The organism is Sulfitobacter sp. (genome assembly GCF_041552635.1).
Taxonomy (GTDB): domain Bacteria; phylum Pseudomonadota; class Alphaproteobacteria; order Rhodobacterales; family Rhodobacteraceae; genus Sulfitobacter.
Genome location: NZ_JBFEKM010000035.1, coordinates 1 through 20,239, shown reverse-complemented (window position 1 = coordinate 20,239; position 20,239 = coordinate 1). Strand labels below are relative to the sequence as shown.

The following is a 20,239-nucleotide window of genomic DNA, read 5'->3' as shown; positions in this document are numbered from 1 at the left end:
GCGGGAATGGCCGTCTGCTTTGGGAGGAGCAGGCGGCCAGCTATCTTCCCTACAGTTCCTTGTGCTGAATAGTCCGGAAACTCTTGACTTCCCCGGTGCCAAAAGGTGTACCTGCCTCGAACATTTCCAGCCCTAGGAAGGGACCCGTCATGCATCCTTATCGCAGCCACACATGCGCCGATCTGAGCAAAGAAAACGTAGGCGACAACGTGCGTCTGTCCGGTTGGGTGCACCGCGTGCGCGACCATGGCGGCATCCTGTTCATCGACCTGCGCGACCACTATGGTATCACCCAAGTGCTATGCGACCCTGATTCGGCGGCATTTGCCGATGTCGAAAAGGTCCGTTCTGAATGGTGCATCCGCATCGACGGCGAAGTTAAAGCCCGTGCAGACGATCTGGTGAACGCCAAAATCCCGACCGGCGAAATCGAAGTTTTCGTGCGTGGGATCGAAGTTTTGGGTGCGTCCAAGGAACTGCCTTTGCAGGTGTTCGGTGATCAGGAATACCCCGAAGAAACACGCTTGCGCTACCGCTACCTTGATCTGCGCCGCGAGAAGATGCAGGCGAACATGATCCTGCGCTCTGACGTGGTGTCGTCCATTCGTCAGCGCATGTGGGACCGCAAGTTCAAAGAATTCCAAACGCCGATCATCACCGCATCCTCCCCCGAAGGCGCGCGCGATTTCTTGGTACCGTCCCGCTTGCACCCCGGCAAATTCTACGCGCTGCCCCAAGCGCCGCAGCAGTTCAAACAGCTGTTGATGGTGTCGGGCTTTGACAAGTACTTCCAGATCGCCCCGTGTTTCCGCGACGAAGACCCGCGCGCAGACCGGTCGCCGACAGATTTCTACCAGCTCGACCTCGAGATGTCCTTTGTTGAACAGCAAGACGTGTTCGACACAATCCAGCCCGTGCTGACCGGCATTTTCGAAGAATTCGGCGGTGGCAAATCCGTCGATCAGGAATGGCCGCAGATTTCCTACAAGGACGCGGCGCTTTGGTATGGCTCGGACAAGCCCGACCTGCGCAACCCGATCAAGATGCAGGTGGTGTCTGAACACTTCGCTGGATCCGGCTTTGCGATCTTTGCCAAACTGCTGGAACAAGAAGGCACGCAAATCCGAGCGATTCCGGCCCCGACCGGTGGGTCGCGCAAGTTCTGTGACCGCATGAACGCCTTTGCCCAAAAAGAAGGGCTGCCCGGCATGGGCTATATCTTCTGGCGTGAAAAGACCGCTGACAGCGTTGCGCAAGAACTGGGTATTCCGGTGAAAGAAGCCCAAGCCAAGCTGAAATCCGGCGAAGTTGAAGGCGGTATGGAAGCAGCAGGCCCGCTGGCCAAGAACATCGGCCCCGAGCGGACCGAAGCGATCCGCCAGCAGTTGGGTCTGTCCGTCGGCGACGCGGCTTTCTTCTTGGGTGGCAAGCCCAAGGCGTTCGAAGGCGTCGCAGGCCGTGCGCGCAATGTCATCGGGTCCGAGCTGGGCCTGACGGATGAAAACCGTTTTGCCTTTGCTTGGATTGTCGATTTCCCGATCTACGAAAAAGACGCCGAAACCGGCAAGATCGACTTTGAACACAACCCGTTCTCTATGCCGCAAGGCGGGATGGACGCGCTGATGGGCGACCCACTTGAGGTGCTTGGCTATCAATACGATCTGGCGTGTAACGGATATGAGCTGGTGTCCGGCGCGATCCGGAACCACAAGCCCGAGATCATGTTCAAAGCGTTTGAAATCGCGGGCTATGGCAAGGATGAGGTTGAAAAGCGTTTCGGCGGTATGGTTAACGCCTTCCAATACGGTGCCCCGCCCCACGGTGGTTGCGCTGCTGGTATCGACCGCATCGTGATGCTGCTGGCCGAAGAGGCGAACATTCGCGAAGTGATCTTGTTCCCGATGAACCAGCGCGCTGAAGACCTGATGATGAACGCCCCGAATGATCCGATGCCGGACCAGCTGATGGAGCTTGGATTGCGTGTGATCCCGCAGGACTAAAGCGAGACCCTTCGAAAAAAGCCCGCCCCCGGCAATCCGGAGGCGGGCTTTTTTATTGCCATAAAGGCGGCTTAGTCTTCCAGACTGTCTGCGCGCTTTTCTTCCACCAGCTTGGCCTCTTCTTTCTTGCGTTCTTGAAAACGCTTGCCGAATGCGTCGTTATGTTCTTCGCCAATCACTTCCTTGGCGCGCTTGAACACATCTTCCTCTTCTTCTTCCATGTGATGTTCATAATCATGCTTGAGGGTTTTGAACTTCTGTAGCCACCCGGGCGATGCCATGTCGGCTTCGTTCAGCTCCTCCATCAAATCGTCCAGCTCTTTGTGCTCAGAGACCGAGTGGCGAGCGGCATCCTGTCCCCAGGTTTCATGCATCAGCTTGGAATAAAATGTTTCCTCTTCGGCGGCGGCATGGGATTTGACGTCGTGGAAGAATTCCTGCCATGCGTCTTGGCGTTCCTGACTGTTGCCAGACGTCTCGGCGATTTTATCCAGCAATGTGCGGTGGTTTTCGTGATCAGCTTTGATGGCGTCATAGATCGATGTCATTTTGGTTCCTCTCGTCGCTTTCGTTGATCAACGCGAGGACAATTCAGTTTGTTCCGGTTTGACGGAAAACGACTAAAGGCAAACTTGTTTCAAAAATCCGAACTTGCCAGCTGAATGGCTAGGGATGTGCTTTCGGGGTTTTGTGCAGCAAGAAACGCGAGGACAACGATGACGGCACCCGTCATATTGGCCCCCCAGACGATCCAGTCCAGACTGGTTTCTTCGCGGTATATCGCGCGGATTTTTCGAAGTGTTTCCAACATGCGTTGGGATCCTTGGGACTGGTACCTGACTACGTCTTGAAACTGTGCCGCGGGTTTGTGTCTAAAATCCGCCAATATCATGAAGACGATAGGGCGCTTGGTTAGGACTTTGAGGGCTTGGCGCTGGCATCACTTCATCTTAACGTGATTCGTATGAATCATATTGATCCCACAGATGCCCCGGTTGGGCCGCTCGTCCCAGATTTTACCCCGCCATCCTTGCCCCCGCGTGCGGTGATGCAGGGGACTTATGCGGTGCTTGAACCCTTGAATGCACAAGAGCACGCGGCCCTTTTGTTCCGTGCGTTCGAAGGGCAGGACCAGATTTGGCGCTACATGTATGATGGCCCGTTTTCGTCCTCGGCGCAGTTCCATCGTTGGGTCAGGGACGTCGAGACGCGTGACGACCCGCTTTTCTATGCGATCAAGAATCTTGAGACCGGGCATTGGGAGGGCGTCGCCAGCTATTTGCGCATCGCACCCGAGTCCGGATCAATAGAGGTCGGGTCCATCGCGTTCAGCCCTGCGCTGCAACGGACCCGCGCGGCAACCGAAGCGATGTATCTGATGATGGCATGGGCCTTTGACGCAGGCTATCGGCGCTATGAATGGAAATGCAACGCGCTGAACATGCCGTCGCGCCGTGCAGCACAGCGGCTTGGCTTCAGCTATGAGGGTATTTTCCGTCAGGCAACGGTCGTCAAAGGACGCAACAGGGACACCGCTTGGTTTGCGGCGATTGATGCGGAATGGCCCGGCCTCAAAGAGGCGTTTGAAGCCTGGCTGTCGCCCGGTAATTTCGATGAAACGGGCAATCAAAGAGAGCGTTTGGGCGATCTGACAGGGCTGGTACGGGTTGCAAACGATCCGTTGATCTGAACGCGATCAGATAGCGATACGCTGCGCGAGCCGGGATTGAACCAGTCCGGCAACAACCGCTTTTTCAGATTCCGCCGACTGCCCCAAGGCCCGTTTTCGGGCCAATGCCAATGCGGCCGTTTCAAGCGCTTTATCGCTGGCACTGCGGGCAACACCGCCCAGAAACTGTGCCACATAATCCAGTGTCGTGCTATCGCCTGCATCATCCAACACATCGGCAATATGGGCCATGTCATCCTGAAACGCGATCTGATCTGGTTTGACCACTTCGTCCACGACCATACGCAGCCCTTTGGGTTGGCGTTCCGGCGGCAGGACAGACAAGATCGCTTGTTGAAACTGAACCAGTGAATTCAAGGGTTTTTCCATAAACCCGTCTGCACCGGCCGCAATGGCGTCGCCCGCCAGATGGGTATCGCCGGAAATCGCCAGCAGGGCATCCACACGCGGCTGCGCTTTGGACAGTTCTTCGATCAGGTCAATGCCATTGCCATCGGGCAAGCCCAAATCGGCGATCACCACAGAGGGGCGGTAAACCTGAAGATGGCGGCGGGCGGCGCGCAGACAATCGGCGCGCCGGATGCGTGCACCGGACCGCAAGCACAGCAGGCGCATCGCCTCGCAGGCAAAGCGGCTGTCTTCGATGACCAGAATGGTGAGGCCCAGCAAGGGCCGTTCGGCCGTAGGGGCTGGGCTATGCGCGTGTGGTTCAAGCTTGTCCATGATTCCTCCTGTAAGCTGGGTGATGTCCTCATGGTTAGGGGCGCTTGGCTAATAGGTCGTTAACGTGACGCATTGCTCTTGCGGGCAGGGCGGCCCATAACCTTGGCAACATTTGACGTTCAGGAGAAAATGATGATCGGTCGCCTAAACCACGTAGCCATCGCCGTGCCGGATCTTGAGGCCGCGGCAGACCAGTATCGCAATGCATTGGGGGCCAAGGTGGGCCCTGCACAAGATGAACCAGACCACGGTGTGACGGTGATTTTCATTGAACTGCCGAACACCAAGATCGAATTGCTGTACCCGCTGGGCAATGACAGCCCGATCAACGGTTTTCTGGAAAAAAACCCCGCCGGGGGCATTCACCACATCTGCTATGAGGTCGATGATATCATCGCCGCCCGCGACCATTTGAAATCCACAGGTGCCCGCATTCTGGGCAGCGGGGAGCCCAAGATCGGGGCCCATGGCAAGCCCGTGTTGTTCCTGCACCCCAAGGATTTCAACGGTGCCCTTGTCGAGCTGGAGCAGGTGTAATCATGGCCGTTATGTCAGGCATTGTCCTGTTCACCGTGATCTGGGCGATGGTTTTCATGATCGCCCTGCCGGTCCGCGTACAGACCCAAGGCGACTTGGGACAAGTGGTCGAGGGCACCCATGCAGGGGCCCCCGAACATCACCACCTGAAGAAAAAAGCGCTTTGGACGACGGTCATTTCCATCGTCCTGTGGGCGCTGATCGCGGGATTTATCCTGTCAGGCTGGTTTACCGTTGCGGATATTGAACATTGGTTGCACGGGGATCCGACACCAATTGGTGGAACAAATGGGTAAAGGTCGCAGCACCCAAGATCGGAACGATCAAGTTTAACAGCGGCACGGACAGGGGGACGGCCATCAGCACGCCTGCGGCCCATATTGTGGGCATATAACGGCGGCGCAGTCGCTTTGCCTCTGTCCGGCCCACGCGGCGGATCGCGGCGAGCGTAAAATATTCACGCCCCAGCAAGAACCCGTTCAGCCCCCAGAATATCAGCGGGGCGAATGGCGCAAACATCAGATAAAGCACTAGCGCCATCAGGTTTGCCGCGATCAACACGCCCAGAAAATTCACCGTATCGCGCAAGCTGTCCGCCAGTGAAACGCGGTCGGCAAGGGGCAAATGCGGGTAATGTTCAGCCTCGACCGCGTCTGCCACATCGTCCAGAAAGAACGAGGTGATGGCAGAGGCGACCGGCACCATCAGAAACACCGACAGCACCATCAACAACAGGGCGGCCCCCCAGCTGAATAGATCATCCAGCCATGTGACCGTACCGATCAGTGGCAGGCTGTTGTCGTCGCCGATCATCCAATCGACCAGCCAGACAAAGCCCCAAGACGCGCCGATCAGCGCAAGCAGCGCCAATCCGATGCCGAGCAAAAGCACCTTGCGAAAGCGGGGATCGGACAATTGCCCGACCGCCAGCCCGAAGGCGCGAAAGATTTGCGTCAAAGCCATGTGGTCAGGGCTGCAATATCGGGGCGCGGACGCTCTGGCGGGGCAGAGGTTTCAGTGCCGATATGGATGATACCCGCGATGCGTTCATTCTGGGCCAAGCCGAAACCATCGGTCATAAAATCACGGTCATGGCTGGCCCAACCGCTAAGCCAGTTTGCCCCCCAACCCGCAGCCAAGGCAGCATTGGTCAGCGCAAGGCAGACAGCACCGGCAGAATACGTCTGCTCAAGCGGTGGAATTTTCGGCGATGGTTTTTGCACCTCGACCACGACCACGGCCAGATGGCCCTGATCAAACTGACCGCGGCCTTTTTGAATTTGCTCTGCGTCAAGGCCCAAGGTTTCCCCGCGGGCCTGCGCGATATCGGCCAAACGGCCCATGGCGGGCTTGTCGATGACGATAAAGCGCCACGGCTCAAGCTTGCCATGATCGGGCGTGCGCGCGGCGGCTGTCAGCAAGGGTAGCAGCGTGTCGCGGTCTGGCACAGGGGTGGTCAGCGTCTTGGCGGGCCGTGACCGGCGGGTTTGCAGAAAATGCAGCGCGTTTGGGTTTGGTGTCGGCATAAGGTCTCTCTTACAGGTTCAGCTCTTGCGCCATCTCATCAATGGAGCAGCGCAAGAAGGCGTCAAATTTGGGGCTGGGCTGGCGGATACGATAGTTCTCCGCGTGCGGATCTGGCGCGATGGTATCACTGTCTGCGAGGGCTGCGATGGTAGCGTGGCCACAGAACGGGACATAGGCCTCTGAATAGCCGCCTTCGTGGACCAACACCAGCTTGCCGTCGCAAAGTTTTTGTGAGGTCGCTTTGATCTTGCGGGTCATGGCGGCAAAGGTTTCGGCGGTTGCCTGCATGCGCGCCAACGGGTCCACGATAGCCGCGTCAAAGCCACAGGCGACAATGATCATATCGGGCTCGAATGCCTCAAGCGCGGGGATCACGATGCGGTCCAGCGCGTGCAGATAGGCCGTGTGGCCCGATCCGGCATGCAGCGGCAGGTTGATGTTGTACCCCTCGCCAGCGCCCTTGCCACGGTCTGCCAGCGCGCCTGTATCCAGCGGATAGTTGCCCTCTTGGTGCAGTGAAATCGTCAGCACGTCGTCGCGGTCATAGAAAACCGCTTCGGTGCCGTTGCCGTGGTGTACATCCCAGTCCAACACAGCGACGCGGTTCACCAAACCCTTGGCCTTGGCGGCCTCTATCGCGATGGCGATATTGGCGAGCAGACAAAACCCGTTGGGGAAATCAGGCAGGGCGTGGTGGCCGGGGGGCCGGGACAGGGCATAGGCATTTTCAAGGGTTCCCGATGCGACCGCTTCGACGGCGGCGATAGACAGGCCTGCCGACAGGGATGCGATCTCGAACCCGCCAGCGGCGAACGGCGTGCGCAGGCCCAATTCTCCTCCGCCTGAATCGGACAGACGTTTGAATTCGTCCAGATAAGCGGCGGGATGGACGCGCAGCAAATCGTCGCGCGTGGCCTGCGCCGCACTGCGCACATCCAGCTCGGCCATCAGACCGGTGACCTCCATCAGATTGCGCAACCGCCGCTTGGTTTCCGGGTTCTCGGGTAATCCACCTGCTGCCAGGGGCTGCACCAGCCCGCCGATGGGCATGGTGAAAGCATAATTGCCGCCAGCATGCCAAAAGCAGCGTTCATCCATGAAAAAGCCTGTCGTCATCGCGGTTCCCCTGATTTGGTCAGCGCAAAGGCTGGCGCAGCGGGGCGGAATTGTCCATGGCCTCTACGCTGGCGCTTCGGCCAACAGGGCGTCAAGATCAAGGTGACTATTCGACATTTTGATCGCGCCATCTTGGGTGCGCGGCCAGTCGGCGCGGGGACGGTCGCGGTAGATTTCGACACCGTTATTGTCAGGGTCGCGCAGATAAATCGCTTCGCTGACGCCGTGGTCGGCGGCACCGTCCAGCGCGATACCTGCATCAACCACACGCTTCAGGACAGCGGCCAGCGCGGCACGGTCCGGATAAAGAAATGCGGAATGATACAGCCCAGTGTGACCCGGTGGCGGCGGGGTGGCCCCGGCGCTTTCCCATGTGTTCAGCCCGATGTGATGATGGTATCCGCCCGCACCCAAGAATGCGGCCTGATTGCCCATCTGCGTGACCAGATCAAAGCCCAGGATATCGCGGTAGAAAGCAATAGACCTTTCAAGATCCGCGACCTTGAGGTGAACGTGACCGATAGATGCATGGGACATGGGTATACCTTTCATTGTTGGGGTCGATCTTCCGGGGAAAGCGCTGGCAACGCCAGAGACCTGACCGCGCGACGCCTGTGCAAAAATGCGCAATGCGCTGCGTGATTGAATAATCGCAGATCTGTGATAGTCGAATTTAATGAAAGATGCACCGTTCCCAGTTCAGACAGGCACGACATCGGCTTTTGCCCTTGTGTTGGTGGCGGCGGCGATGTTCGGCACAGTGCCCTATTTTGCCTTGTCGCTGACGCAGTCGGGCATGGCCCCGTCGGCGGTTGCCTTTTACCGGTATCTGATCGCGGCGTTGATCTTTTTGCCAGCTTTTTGGAGGGCACGGCATGCTTGGCGGGTACTGCTTTGGGGTGTCGGCACCGGCATGTGCATGTCGCTGGGCTGGCTGGGCTATGTCAGCGCGCTCAAGGTGATTCCGGTCAGCACGGCAGGTGTGATCTATATGAGCTATCCGATCTTTACGCTGATCATCGGCTGGTTGTTCTGGGCAGAGCGCCCGACGCGGCGGGCTGTGGTCGCCGCGGGACTGGTACTAGCTGCCGCAGGTCTGGCGACGGGCGTGGCGCGGATCGGGATCGATCAATTGGTATGGGTCGCTGCGGCTTTTGCGGCCCCGTTGGGGTTTGGTTTCGGGATCACGGTGCTGGTGCACAAACTGACGGGCGTCCCCGCGATGGCGCGCATATCGGCAGTCTCATTGGGGTCGGTGTTTGGGCTGGCCCCGCTGATCATGGCGCTTGAGGTGGAACAGATGATTCCCCAAAACACGCAAAGCTGGGCTTGGGTGGCGGGGATTGCGCTGGTCACTGCGACGGTGCCGCAGCTGATTTATACCTATTTTGCGCCGATGATCGGATCAGCGCGCACCGCCACGGCAGGCAGTATTGAATTGCCCACGATGTTCGTCATTGGCTGGCTCGCGTTTGGCGAAACCATCGGCCCTGCGCAATGGGCTGCCTGCGGGCTGATCCTGCTGTCGGTGTTGCTGGTCCAAGCAAGGGTCACGCGGCCCTTTTTCGGTAGGGCCGCGACGGAAAAGACCAAGGTTTAAAGGACGAGGGTCAGCTGACCATCCCGACGATATCGTAGGTCTTCTTGAGGATCGGTGCCGTGATTTCACGCGCCTGAGTGGCCCCATGTGCCAGAATGCGGTCGATTTCAGCGGTGTCTGCCATCAATTCTGCCATGCGGGTGCTGATCGGTGACATCTTGGCGACCGCCAGATCGGCCAACAGCGGTTTGAACGCACCAAATTGCTGACCGCCCACATCCGCAAGAACCTGCTCCACCGTCTGATCGTTCAACGCGGCAAAGATATTGACCAGATTGCGTGCCTCGGGGCGGTCTTTCAGACCTTCGACTTCGGACGGCAACGCATCGGGGTCGGTCTTGGCCTTGCGGATTTTCTTGGCGATCGTGTCGGCATCGTCGGTCAGGTTGATGCGGCTGGCATCGGATGGATCGGATTTCGACATCTTCTTGGAGCCATCGCGCAAGGACATTACGCGGGTCGCGGCCCCTTCGATGACGGGTTCGGTCAGCGGGAAGAAATCAACGCCGTAGTCATGGTTGAACTTGGTCGCGATGTCGCGGGTCAGTTCCAGATGCTGCTTTTGGTCTTCGCCAACGGGCACATGGGTCGCGTGATAGATCAAGATATCGGCGGCCATCAGCGCAGGGTAGGCGAACAGGCCCAAGGATGCGGCTTCGGCGTTTTTGCCAGCTTTGTCTTTCCATTGGGTCATGCGGCCCATCCAACCCATGCGGGCAACGCAGTTGAAGATCCACGCAAGCTGCGCATGTTCGGGAACCTGAGACTGGTTGATCAGAATGGACCGTTCGGGGTCGACGCCTGCGGCGATGAAGCCGGCGGCCAATTCACGGGTATTGTGGCGCAGGGTTGCGGGGTCTTGCAACTTGGCCGTGATCGCATGCAGGTCGACCATGCAATAGACGGTCTGGAATGATCCTTCGTTTTGCATGTCGACAAAACGCTTCATCGCGCCCAGATAATTGCCAAGGGTCAGACCGCCCGACGGCTGAATCCCCGAGAACACGCGCGGGGTGAATTGGGTGTCGGTCATGGCAACGCTCCGATAAGGCTGGAAAAGACGGCACGAACGGCTTACCCATGCGCACCAACCCCGTCAAGGAGGCCCCATGGAAGACCCCGATTTTCAACCGCCCGTGAACCCTATGCCGATGGCGGTTACGCTGCTGTTTCTGGCCATTGCCGGCATCGAGGCAGGGCTTTCGCTGGCCGAGGCTGGCATTGTCGGCGGACCCGGTGCCGTTGGCTGGCGGCTTGGGCTGATCCGCGACTATGGATTTTCAGGTGATATTTTCGACTGGATGATCGCCAACTGGCAGTTCCCGCTGGCGGAAGTGCAACGTGTGGTGACCTATTCCTTTGTGCATCTTGGGTTTACCCACGCGATTTTTGCGATGGTGCTGTTGCTGGCACTTGGCAAGATGGTTGCAGAGGCGATGGGGCAGGTCGCGTTTTTGGCGATCTTCTTTGTTTCGGGCATTCTGGGGGCTGTTTTCTATGGGCTGGTGATGAATGATCCGGTCTGGATGGTGGGGGCCTATCCCAATGTTTACGGACTGATCGGTGGCTATTCCTTTGTGATGTGGCGCAAGTTGTCGACCCTTGGAGAACAGCAATTCAGGGCGTTTTCGCTGATTGCGGTGCTGATGGGGATTCAATTGCTATGGGGCGTGTTCTTTGACACGGGCACCCAGTGGCTTGCCGAATTTTTCGGCTTTGTCGTCGGGTTTGGATTGTGCTTTGTGCTGGCCCCCGGTGAATGGGTCAAGCTGCGCGAACGTGTCCGGCATCGTTGATATCTGAGGCGTGGCATGGGGGGCCAGCCCCCCTGACCCCCCCCGGGATGTTAGACCATTTGGAACGGGGACCGTCAGCCGCGTTTCAGGCTGCGTTTGAATTCGCCCAGTTTGAACGCACCGATCAGGTGGCCCGAGCCAAAATAGCTGATTGCTGCGATGACAAGCAGGACCAGCAGGCCGATGCCGCGCCACCATGGTTGGCCAAGAAGCGGTTGCATCAACATGTTGCTGATCCACAGGGTAACCCCCATGATTGCCGAGGCCGCGATGATGCGCCAGATCCGTTTGTGGAACCGTGCGTCGAATTTCGCGGCAAGGCCAAAGCCGCGCGCACCGAAAGCGAGCAGGCCGAACATGGCCCAGCCCGCAAGTGTTGTGGCGATTGCGGGGGCGAACCAGCCGATGAAAGGGCTGAGGCCAACGGCCAGCACCACGTTCACGACCATTGCGGCGACGGCAAAGTAGAAGGGGCGTTTGGTATCTTCACGTGCGTAGTAGAGGGGTTGCAGGATTTTTTGCAGCACAAAGGCGGGCAGGCCCAAGCCATAGATGGCCACGGCGATGGCAATGGCAGCGGCGTCATCGACGGATGTTGCACCGCGTTGGAACAGGACCGATGCCAGCGTGAACGGTATCACCATCAACGCCACCGCTGAGGGAATGGTGAGGGCCAAAGATACTTCGGCCGCGCGGCTGATCTGGGTGTGAGAGCCTTGTTCGTCCCCTGCCTTGAGGCGACGCGACAGGTCAGGCAGCAAGACGACCCCGATGGCGATGCCGACCACGCCGAGGGGCAGTTGGTAAAGCCGGTCGGCATAGCTGAGCCACGCAACGGCACCCTCGTAGAAGCTGGCCACTTGGCGGCCGACCAGCAGGTTCACCTGCATCACGCCACCGGCAAGGGCGGCGGGGGCTGCGATGATGGCAAGGCGCTTGAGTTCGGGCGTCATGCGGGGGCGGCGGTTGAACCCCAAGGTAAAGCCCGCCCGTTTCGCGGCCCACCACACCAGTGCCAGCTGTGCGATGCCTGCAATCGGGACCGACATCGCGAGGGTGTCACCGACCCGCAGGCCAAGCGCTTTGTCGATGCCCAGACCGATCGCTTCGGAGCCGTCGCGGCCAAGGGCGGCACCGATCAGGACTGCCGCGATGAACACAATGTTCAGAACCACAGGGGCGGCGGCGGCTGCCATGAAACGGCCAGTGGCGTTCAGGACCCCGGACACCAGAGCAGCCAGCGAGATGAAGAGGATATACGGAAAGGCGAGGCGACCGTATTCCACCGCCAGATCAAAGCGTTCGTCGCCCGCAAAGCCGGAGGCCATGAGCAGCACCAGGCCGGGCATGGCAATGATGCCGATGATGGTAAAGAGGGTCAGGATAAACGCCATACCGACGAAGGCATCTTGCGCGAATTCCGCAGGCCCGTCATCGCTTTCGAGCTTTTTGGAGAACATCGGCACGAAGGCCATGTTAAAGGCCCCTTCGGCGAAGAAGCGGCGGAACATATTGGGGAGGGAAAAGGCGACCAAGAACGCCTCGGCTGCGGGGCCAGAGCCGAGATAGCCCGCCACCATCACATCACGCATGAACCCCAAAACGCGGCTGAGCAGGGTCCAGAGTCCGACGGTGAAAAAGCCGGACATGAGGCGGATGGGTTTCATTGGACGGGCTGACCTATTGCTTGCGATGCAGTCGAGGTAACGGTTGGCGTGGGCTTGCGCAATTGGGGATGTTTGCATGGGCGTGCAAGGGCGCTTTATTCTGCCGACTGTGGCAAAGCCGGGCGGGTGGGCGAACGCTATGGGGTGCAGGCCCGCAACCGGTCCTTTGCCCGCTGCCAAGTCTGGCCCAAGGTGTAATCAACCGAAGGCGGTGAAATTTTCAGGAACCCGCCATACGGGGCAAAGGTCATTTCCCCGAACGCCGGCCCGCTGGGCAGATCATATAAATCAACGCGCACAAAATCGATGTCTTTGCCAAGCGTTGCCGCGATGCTTAGCATTTCGTGCAGGTGCTTTGGACGGGGCGGGGGCACCGCAGATTTCGGGTACGCGTAGTTAAACGGCACCGGCTCCCATGCGGCGTTAAAGAAATCTACTCTATGGCGTGGGGTGAGTTTGTCGCTCACAACCCAAATCTGAGCCACTTCGCCAGCGAAAACATAAAACCGATAATCTATCAGGATCGCACCGGGTTCCCCGATAATCGGTTCGACCAAAATTTTAGAGGGGATTTCGCGATACCAATATTCGCAGCTGTAGTCGAAATGAGCGGTTTGATCCCAGCCCGCCATTTCCGATTCGATCCGGTCCCAATCTTTGTCGGTTTCTGCGCGCACAAAATAATTTGTTTTGCAGCCATTATTGGATTTGATCACAAAGGGAACCGGCCAGTTCCGCTGATCGCGCGGCGGCAAGGTTTCCCCGACGAACAGATTTGGCGTCGCAATACCGGGGCCGCACCTCTGGGCTACGATTTCTTTTACCGCAACTTTGTCAGCGAACAGTGCATAGCGGGGGTCATGATCATAAATCTTGCGGCGGTGCAGGTGCTCTGAATAAGTCCGAGGGGTTTGGGTGTGTGGTAGATAGCGGTGGGAATAGATGAACTTGAGCCATGACCGATGTTTACCGGACAGCAGGTGAAGCGCTTTGCGCAAGACCGGTTTGCCAAAGAAATCCGCCACGTGCTGTTCCTTTTTGCTGACACTGGACCGAGCGTGAAATCTCTTATTCCTGTGCGCGTTCCACCCCTGCGGTAATGGCGGTGCGCAGACGTTTTTCCAGCGTCTTTTGCTTGCTTTCCGAGTAATATTTCAGCCCGAACATGTCCTTGACATAGAAGGTATCGACCACCTGTTCGCCATAGGTCGCGATCACGGCATTGGCGATATAGACGTTCGCTTCTGCCAGCGCCCGCGCCAGATCATAAAGCAGGCCGGGACGGTCGCGGGTGTCGACTTCGATGATTGTATAAATCTCGGAGCCTTCGTTATCAAAGGTGATATGGGTCGGAACCCTGAAGGCCTTCTCGCGTTTTTTGACCTTATCGCGTGATTTGAGCTCTTCTCGGGCCTTGATTTCCCCCTTTAGGGTTTTGCTGATCATCTGGCGCAGACGCGGCAGGCGCGCGATGTCATAGGGGTTGCCATCCGCGTCCTGTATCCAGAAGGCACCGGTGACAAAGCCGTCTTTGGTGGTGTAGCTGCGCGCATCAACGACATTGGCACCGACAAGCGCCAACGCCCCCGCAAGCCGCGAGAAAATGCCGGGGTGATCGGCCATAACGAAACAGGCGCGGGTGGCATCGCGGTCCTCGTCAGGGTGCAGGTCGATCTTGATCTCGCCTTCCTTGATGTCCCGCAGGAGGGCGGCAAAAACCACCTGTGCGGTGACGTGCAAGCCCTGCCAATAGGGGTCGTAATGGCGCGCCGTTTCGGCCTGCAAATCTTTGCGGGGCCAGTCGGCAAGCGCTGCGCGCAGGGTCTTTTTAGCCTCTGCGCCGCGGTTCTTGCGGTTGAGGTCTTCAAGCCCTGTTTCAAGCGCGCGTTTGGTCTGGCGGTAAAGCCCCCGGATCAGCACGGCCTTCCAGTTGTTCCACGTATTGGGGCCAACGCCGCGAATGTCGCACACCGTCAGCACACACAGCAGATCCAGCCGTTTGACCGTCTGCACCGCCTTGGCAAAGTCGCGCACGGTGCGCGGGTCGGCGATATCGCGTTTTTGCGCCATGTCGGACATCAACAGATGGTAGCGGACCAGCCATTCCACCGTATCGACTTCGTTTTGGTGCAGCCCCAGACGCGGGGCTATCTTGCGCACCATCTGCGCGCCCAGAATTGAGTGGTCTTCGGGGCGCCCCTTGGCGATGTCATGCAGCAGCAGGGCCACATAGATCACCCGCCGGTTCACACCGCGTTTCAGGATCGACGAGGCAACAGGAAGGTCTTCTTCCAGTTCGCCTTTTTCGATCAGGGCAAGGTTGGTGATGCACTGGATTATATGTTCGTCGACGGTATAGCTGTGATACATATTGAACTGCATCATTGCGACGATGTTTTCAAATTCAGGAATGAAAGCGGACAGAACGCCAAGTTCGTTCATCCGGCGCAGGCCCCGTTCGGGGTTGCCGTGTTTCAGCATCAGATCAAGGAAAATCCGCTGCGCTTCGGCATCGTTGCGCATGCCGTCATCGATCAGTTTCAGATTGGATTTGACCAGCCGCATTGCGTCGGGGTGGATCAACATGCCCGTTCGCAAGGCTTCCTCGAAGATGCGCAGAAGGTTCAGTTTATCGGCGATAAACGCCTTTTCGTCTGTGATTGCCAGCCGTCCCACGACGACCTCGTAGCCGTCGCGCATCTTTGGTTTGCGGCGGAAAATACGTTCCAGCAGGGGTTCAGCTTTGATGTGAATTGATTCAAGTTTGGTCAGGAAAATACGCGTCAATTCGCCCACTTGGGTGGCGTGGCGGAAATAAGCCTGCATAAAGACCTCGACGCCGCGGCGCCCGCCCACGTCGGCATAGCCCATGGCCTCGGCGACGGCGACCTGCATGTCAAAGGTCAACTGTTCGGTTGCGCGCCCGGACAGCAGATGCAGGTGACCACGCACGGCCCACAGGAAATTCTCGGCGGCGACGAAGGTCTTGAACTCTTCCTCTAGAAACACACCCAGATCCACCAGATCCGCTGCATTTTCGACATTGTAGATATGTTTTGCGATCCAGAAAAGCGATTGAAGGTCGCGCAGGCCGCCTTTGGCCTCTTTTACGTTGGGTTCAACGACATAGCGCAGACCCTGTTTGCGGTGGCGCACGGCGCGCTCTTCCAGCTTTGCCTCAATAAAACTGCGGCCTGAACCGGCGAACAGGTCTTTCTTGAGGGTCTTGTCTAGGTTTTGCGCCAACTTGAGGTCACCCGCGATAAAACGGTGTTCCAGCAGGGCGGTCTGAATGGTAAAATCCTCGGCCCCCAGTTGTACGCAGTCGCGGATGGTTCGGGTGGAATGGCCAACCTTCAGCTTGAGATCCCACAGCATGTAAAGCATGGATTCGATCACGCTTTCGGCCCATTCCGTTGCCTGTTTCGGCATCAAGAAAAGCAGATCAACATCTGAAAACGGGGCCATTTCGCCCCGACCATACCCACCGACACCAATCACGGCGAGGCGGTCATCCTCCGAGGTGCTTGAATTGGGGTGCAACCGTTGCGTTGCAATCTGAAGCGCGCTGCGCACCAGTTGATCGGTCAGATAACAATATGCTGACGTCATCGCCCGTGCATCAAACGGTGCGATGGAAAAGGCTCGCGCTATTTCAGCGCGCCCTGCCTTTTGGGCCTCGCGCAGGATGCTGACAGCTTGGGTTTTGACTTGCGCACTGTCAGTGGCAGTATCAATGGCGTCCGACAGCGCTTTGGCGACGGCATCTTCGTCAAAAATAAGCTCTGGTGCGCTGATCAGGTGAAGCGCGGTTGCTTCACCTGATTCTGCTTGCGCAATAAGGGGTCTTACCAATTTCTTTCCTTTAGAATCCCGCGCCGCCAAACGCTTTGGGGGCCGGGTCAATAATCACAACTGATTTGTTGCGGATGGTGGCGATTGCCAAACCATGCTCGGCAGTGCCGTCTTTTTTGAGGCGGAACACGCCACTTGCCCCGCGAAAGCCAGCGCCCTGCGTCAGGCGACCAGCGGACAGGGCATCGGGGCGCCCGGACTTGACCAGCGCACCGACGGCTGCGATTCCGTCAAAGGCCAATCCGGCGATCGGGTTGGGGGTGGTGCCGTAGGTCGCAGAGTAGCGCTGCGAAAAAGAAGCTGAAGCGTTCGGGTCAGGCAACGCAAACCAGCCCCCTTGAACACCGGGAAGCGAAAGCGTTTGCGCCGGAATATCCCAGCGTGTCAGGCCGATGTATTGCGTTGTTGCAACGGGCAGACCTGCTTCGGGCAAGAGTTGCGCAAACAGGGGCAAGGCGCTGGCGGAAGATGTCGTCAGAAAGATCGCGTTTGCGCCATTCGCATCATAGGCGGCTTTTGCCCGTGGCACGGCTGCAATGACCGATTCCTGGCTCAGCGCATAATCAATAGTGCCGGCAGATGTGGCACCATTTTCCGCAATTGCCCGCTTGATCGCGTCACGGCCGACTTGCCCGGCAAGATCCTGACCGTGCAAGATTAGAATCTTGTCCTTGCCGGTTGATTTTGCGTAGCGCACCAGACGGTTTGCCGTATCACCAAAGCTTTGGCCGAGTGCGAAGACGTTTCCCCCTGCAATGTTGGGGTTGTTCGAGAAGGACAAGACATTGACGCCCTGCGCCGCGACGGCGTTGCCCGCCGCATTCGCAGCCTCGCCGTAAAGCGGCCCTACGATGATCTGGGCACCGTCGTTCACCGCTTGTGCGGCTGCTGTTCCTGCCATAGCTGCATTGCCGCCAGTCCCGTAGACGCGCAGGTCAATCTGTACGCCACTTAGGTCTCGGATCGCCAAACGCGCAGCATTTTCAAGATCTTGCGCCAACTGGTTGTCTGCAGCTGTGCCACCGCGCGGCACCAGAAGTGCGACGGGGACAGGCTTGCTTGGATCAACATTGGGACCACTGTTGCTGTTCATGTTCGTGGATATCCCCGGCTCGCAAGCGGCGAGGGCAAGTGCCACAAGGGGCAGGATCAAAAGCCGCAATGGCTTGCGAATGGCGTCGAAAACAGCGATCATATTGTGTCACTCCATTGGTGGCAGATTGGCGGCCTTCGGCCCCGAAGGCATATGCACCGATCATAGAGGGTGCGAAAGGCGGGTCCAGCTTGAATTACCAAAAGATACCGCTGTCGGCGGGGTTATACTTTGTCGGCGTACCGATTGGGACCGCGCGCGATATTACGTTGCGGGCACTGGATGTGCTGGCGTCTGCAGATGTTCTGGCTGCCGAAGACACCCGTAGCCTGCGCCATTTGATGGAAATTCACGGCGTGCCGCTTGAGGGCAGGCATATCGTGGCGTTGCACGACCATTCAGGGAATGCCGTGCAGGACAAGCTTTTGGCAGCCATACGTGAAGGGAAATCTGTCGCCTATGCGTCCGAGGCGGGGATGCCCTTGATTGCTGATCCGGGGTTTGAATTATCACGCGCCGTGGGCGAGGCTGGTCTGATGCTGACCTGTGCCCCTGGCCCGTCTGCGGTGCTGACGGCGCTTGCTTTGGGTGGATTGCCGACGGATGCGTTTTTCTTTGCGGGCTTTTTGCCTAACGCAACGTCAGCGCGCCACACCGCGCTGCAAAAGCTCAAAGATGTGCAAGGCACGCTGGTCTTTTACGAATCACCCAAGCGTCTGGGGGCCATGCTGAAAGACGCTGCGTCAGCGTTGGGCCCGGAACGCGCAGGGGCCGTTTGCCGTGAATTGACAAAGAAATTCGAAGAGGTGAAACGCGGTAGCCTACAAGAGTTACATGATTTTTACCGCGAAAAAGGCCCGAAAGGCGAAGTTGTCGTCCTTATCGATCGAGGCCGTTTACAATCCGTTAGTGAAACGGACCTAACATCAGATCTATCGACGGCGCTGCTGACACATTCGATGCGTGATGCCGTGGATATGGTGGCGCAAGCGCACAACCTGCCGCGCAGGAAAGTGTATCAAGCGGCGCTGGAGTTGGGAAAAGGGAACGTATGATGACCGCTTCGGCTAAATGCATTCAGGGCTCTGTTAGTTATCATGCAGGACTTTCCGCAGAATTACTTGTGACGCAAGACTATGAGCGTCGTGGATTTTCATTAGCGCGGGAAAGATGGCGTGGCAAAAGAGGCGAAATTGATCTGATCATGCGGGACGGTGACGCACTAATTTTCATCGAGGTCAAGAAAAGCCAAAGTTTCCAGCGGGCGGCACAGCGGATCACGCCCCGTCAAATGAACCGGATCTATGGTGCTGCCGAAGAATACTTGGCGGGTGAACCCAAGGGGGCATTGACGGACGTGCGGTTTGACGTGGCATTGGTCGATCAGACCGGTGATATGCAAATCATGGAAAACGCCTTCGGTCACGGTTGACCCATTGCACCCCGCGCCATGCTGCGTCATCTAATGATGAACAGCACGGAGACCTCAGATGAAAATTGCATTTCAGATGGACCCGATCGGGGCCGTTAATATCAATGCCGACAGCAGCTTTCGCCTAGCCGAAGAGGCGCAGGCGCGGGGGCATTCTCTTTTTTATTACACGCCGGATCACCTGGCCTTTCAAGAAGGGCGCATCACTGCGCGTGGTCATGATCTAACCGTGCAACGGGTGCAGGGCGACCATGCAAGCTTGGGCGAAGAACGTGAAGTAGACCTGTCAGATTTCGATGTTGTCTGGCTGCGTCAGGATCCGCCCTTCGACATGCATTACATTACATCGACCCATCTTTTGGACCGGCTCAAGAAAACCACTTTGGTGGTGAATGATCCATTCTGGGTACGCAATTTTCCGGAAAAGCTGCTGGTTCTGGATTTCCCGGGTCTGACCCCTCCGACCACAATTGCGCGCGATTTTCAGACCATCAAAGCGTTCAAGGCGAAGCACAAGGATGTCATCCTTAAGCCGCTGTACGGCAATGGTGGCGCAGGTGTGTTCCGTCTGGACGAGAACGACCGGAACCTGGGATCCCTGTACGAGCTGTTCACAGGATTTTCGCGCGAACCGTTGATTGTGCAAAAATTTCTGCCCGCAGTCTCAAAGGGTGACAAGCGCATCATCCTAGTCGATGGCGAACCGGTTGGTGCGATCAACCGCGTGCCTGCCGAGGGCGAGACCCGGTCGAATATGCATGTGGGCGGTCGCCCCGAAAAGGTCGGTCTGACACCGCGCGACCTTGAAATCTGCGCCGAGATTGGTCCCTTGCTCAAGGAAAGAGGACAGATATTTGTCGGCATCGATGTGATCGGCGATTACCTGACAGAGATCAACGTGACGTCCCCCACCGGGATTCAAGAGCTTGAGCGTTTTGACGGCACCAATATCGCCGCCAAGATTTGGGAGGCGATCGAGGCGCGCCGCGCGTGAGCCTCATTCGGCCCCTGCTCAACTTCTACCTACGCACGATTGAAAAGCGGCGTTTGGCTAAAACGGCTGAGGTTGCGGTGATCCGCAAAAGGTTCGCGTTGACCGCCCGCCTTTTCTTTCATGCGCCAAGGGGCACGCGCATGGCAAAACTCACTTTGCCAGATGGGTGCGATGTCCTTGAAGTCATGCCCAGACAAACCGCTGGCGAT

At 57.9% G+C, this 20,239-nt stretch carries 22 protein-coding genes; 9 read left to right on the top strand and 13 right to left on the bottom strand.

Annotation, left to right across the window (positions count from 1 at the left end; translation table 11 throughout):
* The first annotated feature begins 149 nt into the window (after nucleotides 1-149).
* Complete coding sequence (gene aspS, locus ABYT07_RS06090; RefSeq protein WP_372990145.1) at nucleotides 150-2,000, top strand: aspartate--tRNA ligase; 1,851 nt, start codon at nucleotides 150-152, stop codon at nucleotides 1,998-2,000.
* Between the two features lie 71 nt (nucleotides 2,001-2,071).
* Here aspS and ABYT07_RS06085 read toward each other — a convergent pair whose 3' ends face one another.
* The gene (locus ABYT07_RS06085; RefSeq protein WP_372990144.1) at nucleotides 2,072-2,548 is read right to left on the bottom strand and encodes a hemerythrin domain-containing protein; all 477 of its coding nucleotides are present in this window, start codon (nucleotides 2,546-2,548) and stop codon (nucleotides 2,072-2,074) included.
* 89 nt (nucleotides 2,549-2,637) lie between these two features.
* Nucleotides 2,638-2,811: a hypothetical protein gene (locus tag ABYT07_RS06080; RefSeq protein ID WP_372990142.1), complete on the bottom strand. Its 174-nt coding sequence runs from the start codon at nucleotides 2,809-2,811 to the stop codon at nucleotides 2,638-2,640.
* Nucleotides 2,812-2,964: 153 nt separating this feature from the next.
* Here ABYT07_RS06080 and ABYT07_RS06075 point away from each other — a divergent pair, with 153 nt between their 5' ends.
* Nucleotides 2,965-3,690 (top strand): GNAT family N-acetyltransferase, encoded by a 726-nt coding sequence (locus ABYT07_RS06075; RefSeq protein WP_372990141.1) that lies wholly within the window; start codon nucleotides 2,965-2,967, stop codon nucleotides 3,688-3,690.
* Between the two features lie 6 nt (nucleotides 3,691-3,696).
* Here the strand turns inward: ABYT07_RS06075 and ABYT07_RS06070 are convergent, their stop codons facing one another.
* Nucleotides 3,697-4,413, bottom strand: a complete 717-nt coding sequence (locus tag ABYT07_RS06070; RefSeq protein ID WP_372990140.1) for a response regulator — start codon at nucleotides 4,411-4,413, stop codon at nucleotides 3,697-3,699.
* Nucleotides 4,414-4,545: 132 nt separating this feature from the next.
* On the opposite strand from ABYT07_RS06070, the gene mce reads away from it, so the two are divergent.
* A complete protein-coding gene (gene mce / locus ABYT07_RS06065; RefSeq protein WP_372990138.1) occupies nucleotides 4,546-4,950 on the top strand; it encodes a methylmalonyl-CoA epimerase in 405 nt (134 codons plus the stop codon).
* A gap of 2 nt (nucleotides 4,951-4,952) precedes the next feature.
* Nucleotides 4,953-5,246 (top strand): DUF1467 family protein, encoded by a 294-nt coding sequence (locus ABYT07_RS06060; RefSeq protein WP_372990136.1) that lies wholly within the window; start codon nucleotides 4,953-4,955, stop codon nucleotides 5,244-5,246.
* Here the strand turns inward: ABYT07_RS06060 and ABYT07_RS06055 are convergent.
* From ABYT07_RS06055 to ABYT07_RS06040, 4 genes are all read right to left on the bottom strand, one after another.
* Nucleotides 5,179-5,913 (bottom strand): EI24 domain-containing protein, encoded by a 735-nt coding sequence (locus ABYT07_RS06055; protein ID WP_372990135.1) that lies wholly within the window; start codon nucleotides 5,911-5,913, stop codon nucleotides 5,179-5,181. The two genes, ABYT07_RS06060 and ABYT07_RS06055, sit on opposite strands and share 68 nt — an antisense overlap.
* Complete coding sequence (locus ABYT07_RS06050) at nucleotides 5,904-6,476, bottom strand: nitroreductase (protein ID WP_372990134.1); 573 nt, start codon at nucleotides 6,474-6,476, stop codon at nucleotides 5,904-5,906. The genes ABYT07_RS06055 and ABYT07_RS06050 overlap by 10 nt, the downstream gene beginning before the upstream one ends.
* Nucleotides 6,477-6,486: 10 nt before the next feature.
* A complete protein-coding gene (locus tag ABYT07_RS06045) occupies nucleotides 6,487-7,593 on the bottom strand; it encodes a class II histone deacetylase (RefSeq protein WP_372990133.1) in 1,107 nt (368 codons plus the stop codon).
* Between the two features lie 63 nt (nucleotides 7,594-7,656).
* Nucleotides 7,657-8,130: a VOC family protein gene (locus ABYT07_RS06040; RefSeq protein ID WP_372990132.1), complete on the bottom strand. Its 474-nt coding sequence runs from the start codon at nucleotides 8,128-8,130 to the stop codon at nucleotides 7,657-7,659.
* A 139-nt stretch (nucleotides 8,131-8,269) separates the two neighbouring features.
* On the opposite strand from ABYT07_RS06040, the gene ABYT07_RS06035 reads away from it, so the two are divergent.
* Nucleotides 8,270-9,193: a DMT family transporter gene (locus ABYT07_RS06035; RefSeq protein ID WP_372990131.1), complete on the top strand. Its 924-nt coding sequence runs from the start codon at nucleotides 8,270-8,272 to the stop codon at nucleotides 9,191-9,193.
* Nucleotides 9,194-9,203: 10 nt separating this feature from the next.
* Here ABYT07_RS06035 and trpS read toward each other — a convergent pair whose 3' ends face one another.
* Nucleotides 9,204-10,226, bottom strand: coding sequence for a tryptophan--tRNA ligase (gene trpS / locus ABYT07_RS06030; RefSeq protein ID WP_372990130.1), 1,023 nt, complete (start codon nucleotides 10,224-10,226; stop codon nucleotides 9,204-9,206).
* Nucleotides 10,227-10,302: 76 nt separating this feature from the next.
* Here trpS and ABYT07_RS06025 point away from each other — a divergent pair, with 76 nt between their 5' ends.
* The gene (locus tag ABYT07_RS06025) at nucleotides 10,303-10,989 is read left to right on the top strand and encodes a rhomboid family intramembrane serine protease (protein ID WP_372990129.1); all 687 of its coding nucleotides are present in this window, start codon (nucleotides 10,303-10,305) and stop codon (nucleotides 10,987-10,989) included.
* A 74-nt stretch (nucleotides 10,990-11,063) separates the two neighbouring features.
* Here the strand turns inward: ABYT07_RS06025 and murJ are convergent, their stop codons facing one another.
* From murJ to ABYT07_RS06005, 4 genes are all read right to left on the bottom strand, one after another.
* Nucleotides 11,064-12,656, bottom strand: coding sequence for a murein biosynthesis integral membrane protein MurJ (gene murJ, locus ABYT07_RS06020; protein ID WP_372990128.1), 1,593 nt, complete (start codon nucleotides 12,654-12,656; stop codon nucleotides 11,064-11,066).
* Nucleotides 12,657-12,793: 137 nt separating this feature from the next.
* Nucleotides 12,794-13,681 carry an ATP-grasp fold amidoligase family protein gene (locus ABYT07_RS06015; protein WP_372990126.1) on the bottom strand — a complete coding sequence of 296 codons (888 nt, stop codon included), beginning with the start codon at nucleotides 13,679-13,681 and terminating at the stop codon, nucleotides 12,794-12,796.
* 43 nt (nucleotides 13,682-13,724) lie between these two features.
* Nucleotides 13,725-16,511, bottom strand: a complete 2,787-nt coding sequence (locus tag ABYT07_RS06010) for a [protein-PII] uridylyltransferase (protein ID WP_372990125.1) — start codon at nucleotides 16,509-16,511, stop codon at nucleotides 13,725-13,727.
* A gap of 10 nt (nucleotides 16,512-16,521) precedes the next feature.
* Nucleotides 16,522-17,706, bottom strand: coding sequence for a penicillin-binding protein activator (locus ABYT07_RS06005; RefSeq protein ID WP_372990123.1), 1,185 nt, complete (start codon nucleotides 17,704-17,706; stop codon nucleotides 16,522-16,524).
* Between the two features lie 89 nt (nucleotides 17,707-17,795).
* Here ABYT07_RS06005 and rsmI point away from each other — a divergent pair, with 89 nt between their 5' ends.
* Genes rsmI through gshB form a run of 3 tightly spaced genes read left to right on the top strand, consistent with a single transcriptional unit; the run spans nucleotide 17,796 to nucleotide 20,030 of the window.
* Entirely contained in the window at nucleotides 17,796-18,659 is an 864-nt protein-coding gene (gene rsmI, locus ABYT07_RS06000; RefSeq protein ID WP_372990122.1) for a 16S rRNA (cytidine(1402)-2'-O)-methyltransferase, read from the top strand.
* Nucleotides 18,659-19,036, top strand: a complete 378-nt coding sequence (locus ABYT07_RS05995) for a YraN family protein (RefSeq protein WP_372990121.1) — start codon at nucleotides 18,659-18,661, stop codon at nucleotides 19,034-19,036. The genes rsmI and ABYT07_RS05995 overlap by 1 nt, the downstream gene beginning before the upstream one ends.
* A 58-nt stretch (nucleotides 19,037-19,094) precedes the next feature.
* On the top strand, nucleotides 19,095-20,030 hold the full coding sequence (gene gshB, locus ABYT07_RS05990) for a glutathione synthase (RefSeq protein ID WP_372990119.1): 936 nt from the start codon (nucleotides 19,095-19,097) through the stop codon (nucleotides 20,028-20,030).
* Between the two features lie 29 nt (nucleotides 20,031-20,059).
* Here the strand turns inward: gshB and ABYT07_RS05985 are convergent.
* On the bottom strand, nucleotides 20,060-20,239 hold a 180-nt coding region (locus tag ABYT07_RS05985), incomplete at its 5' end, for a hypothetical protein (RefSeq protein WP_372990118.1).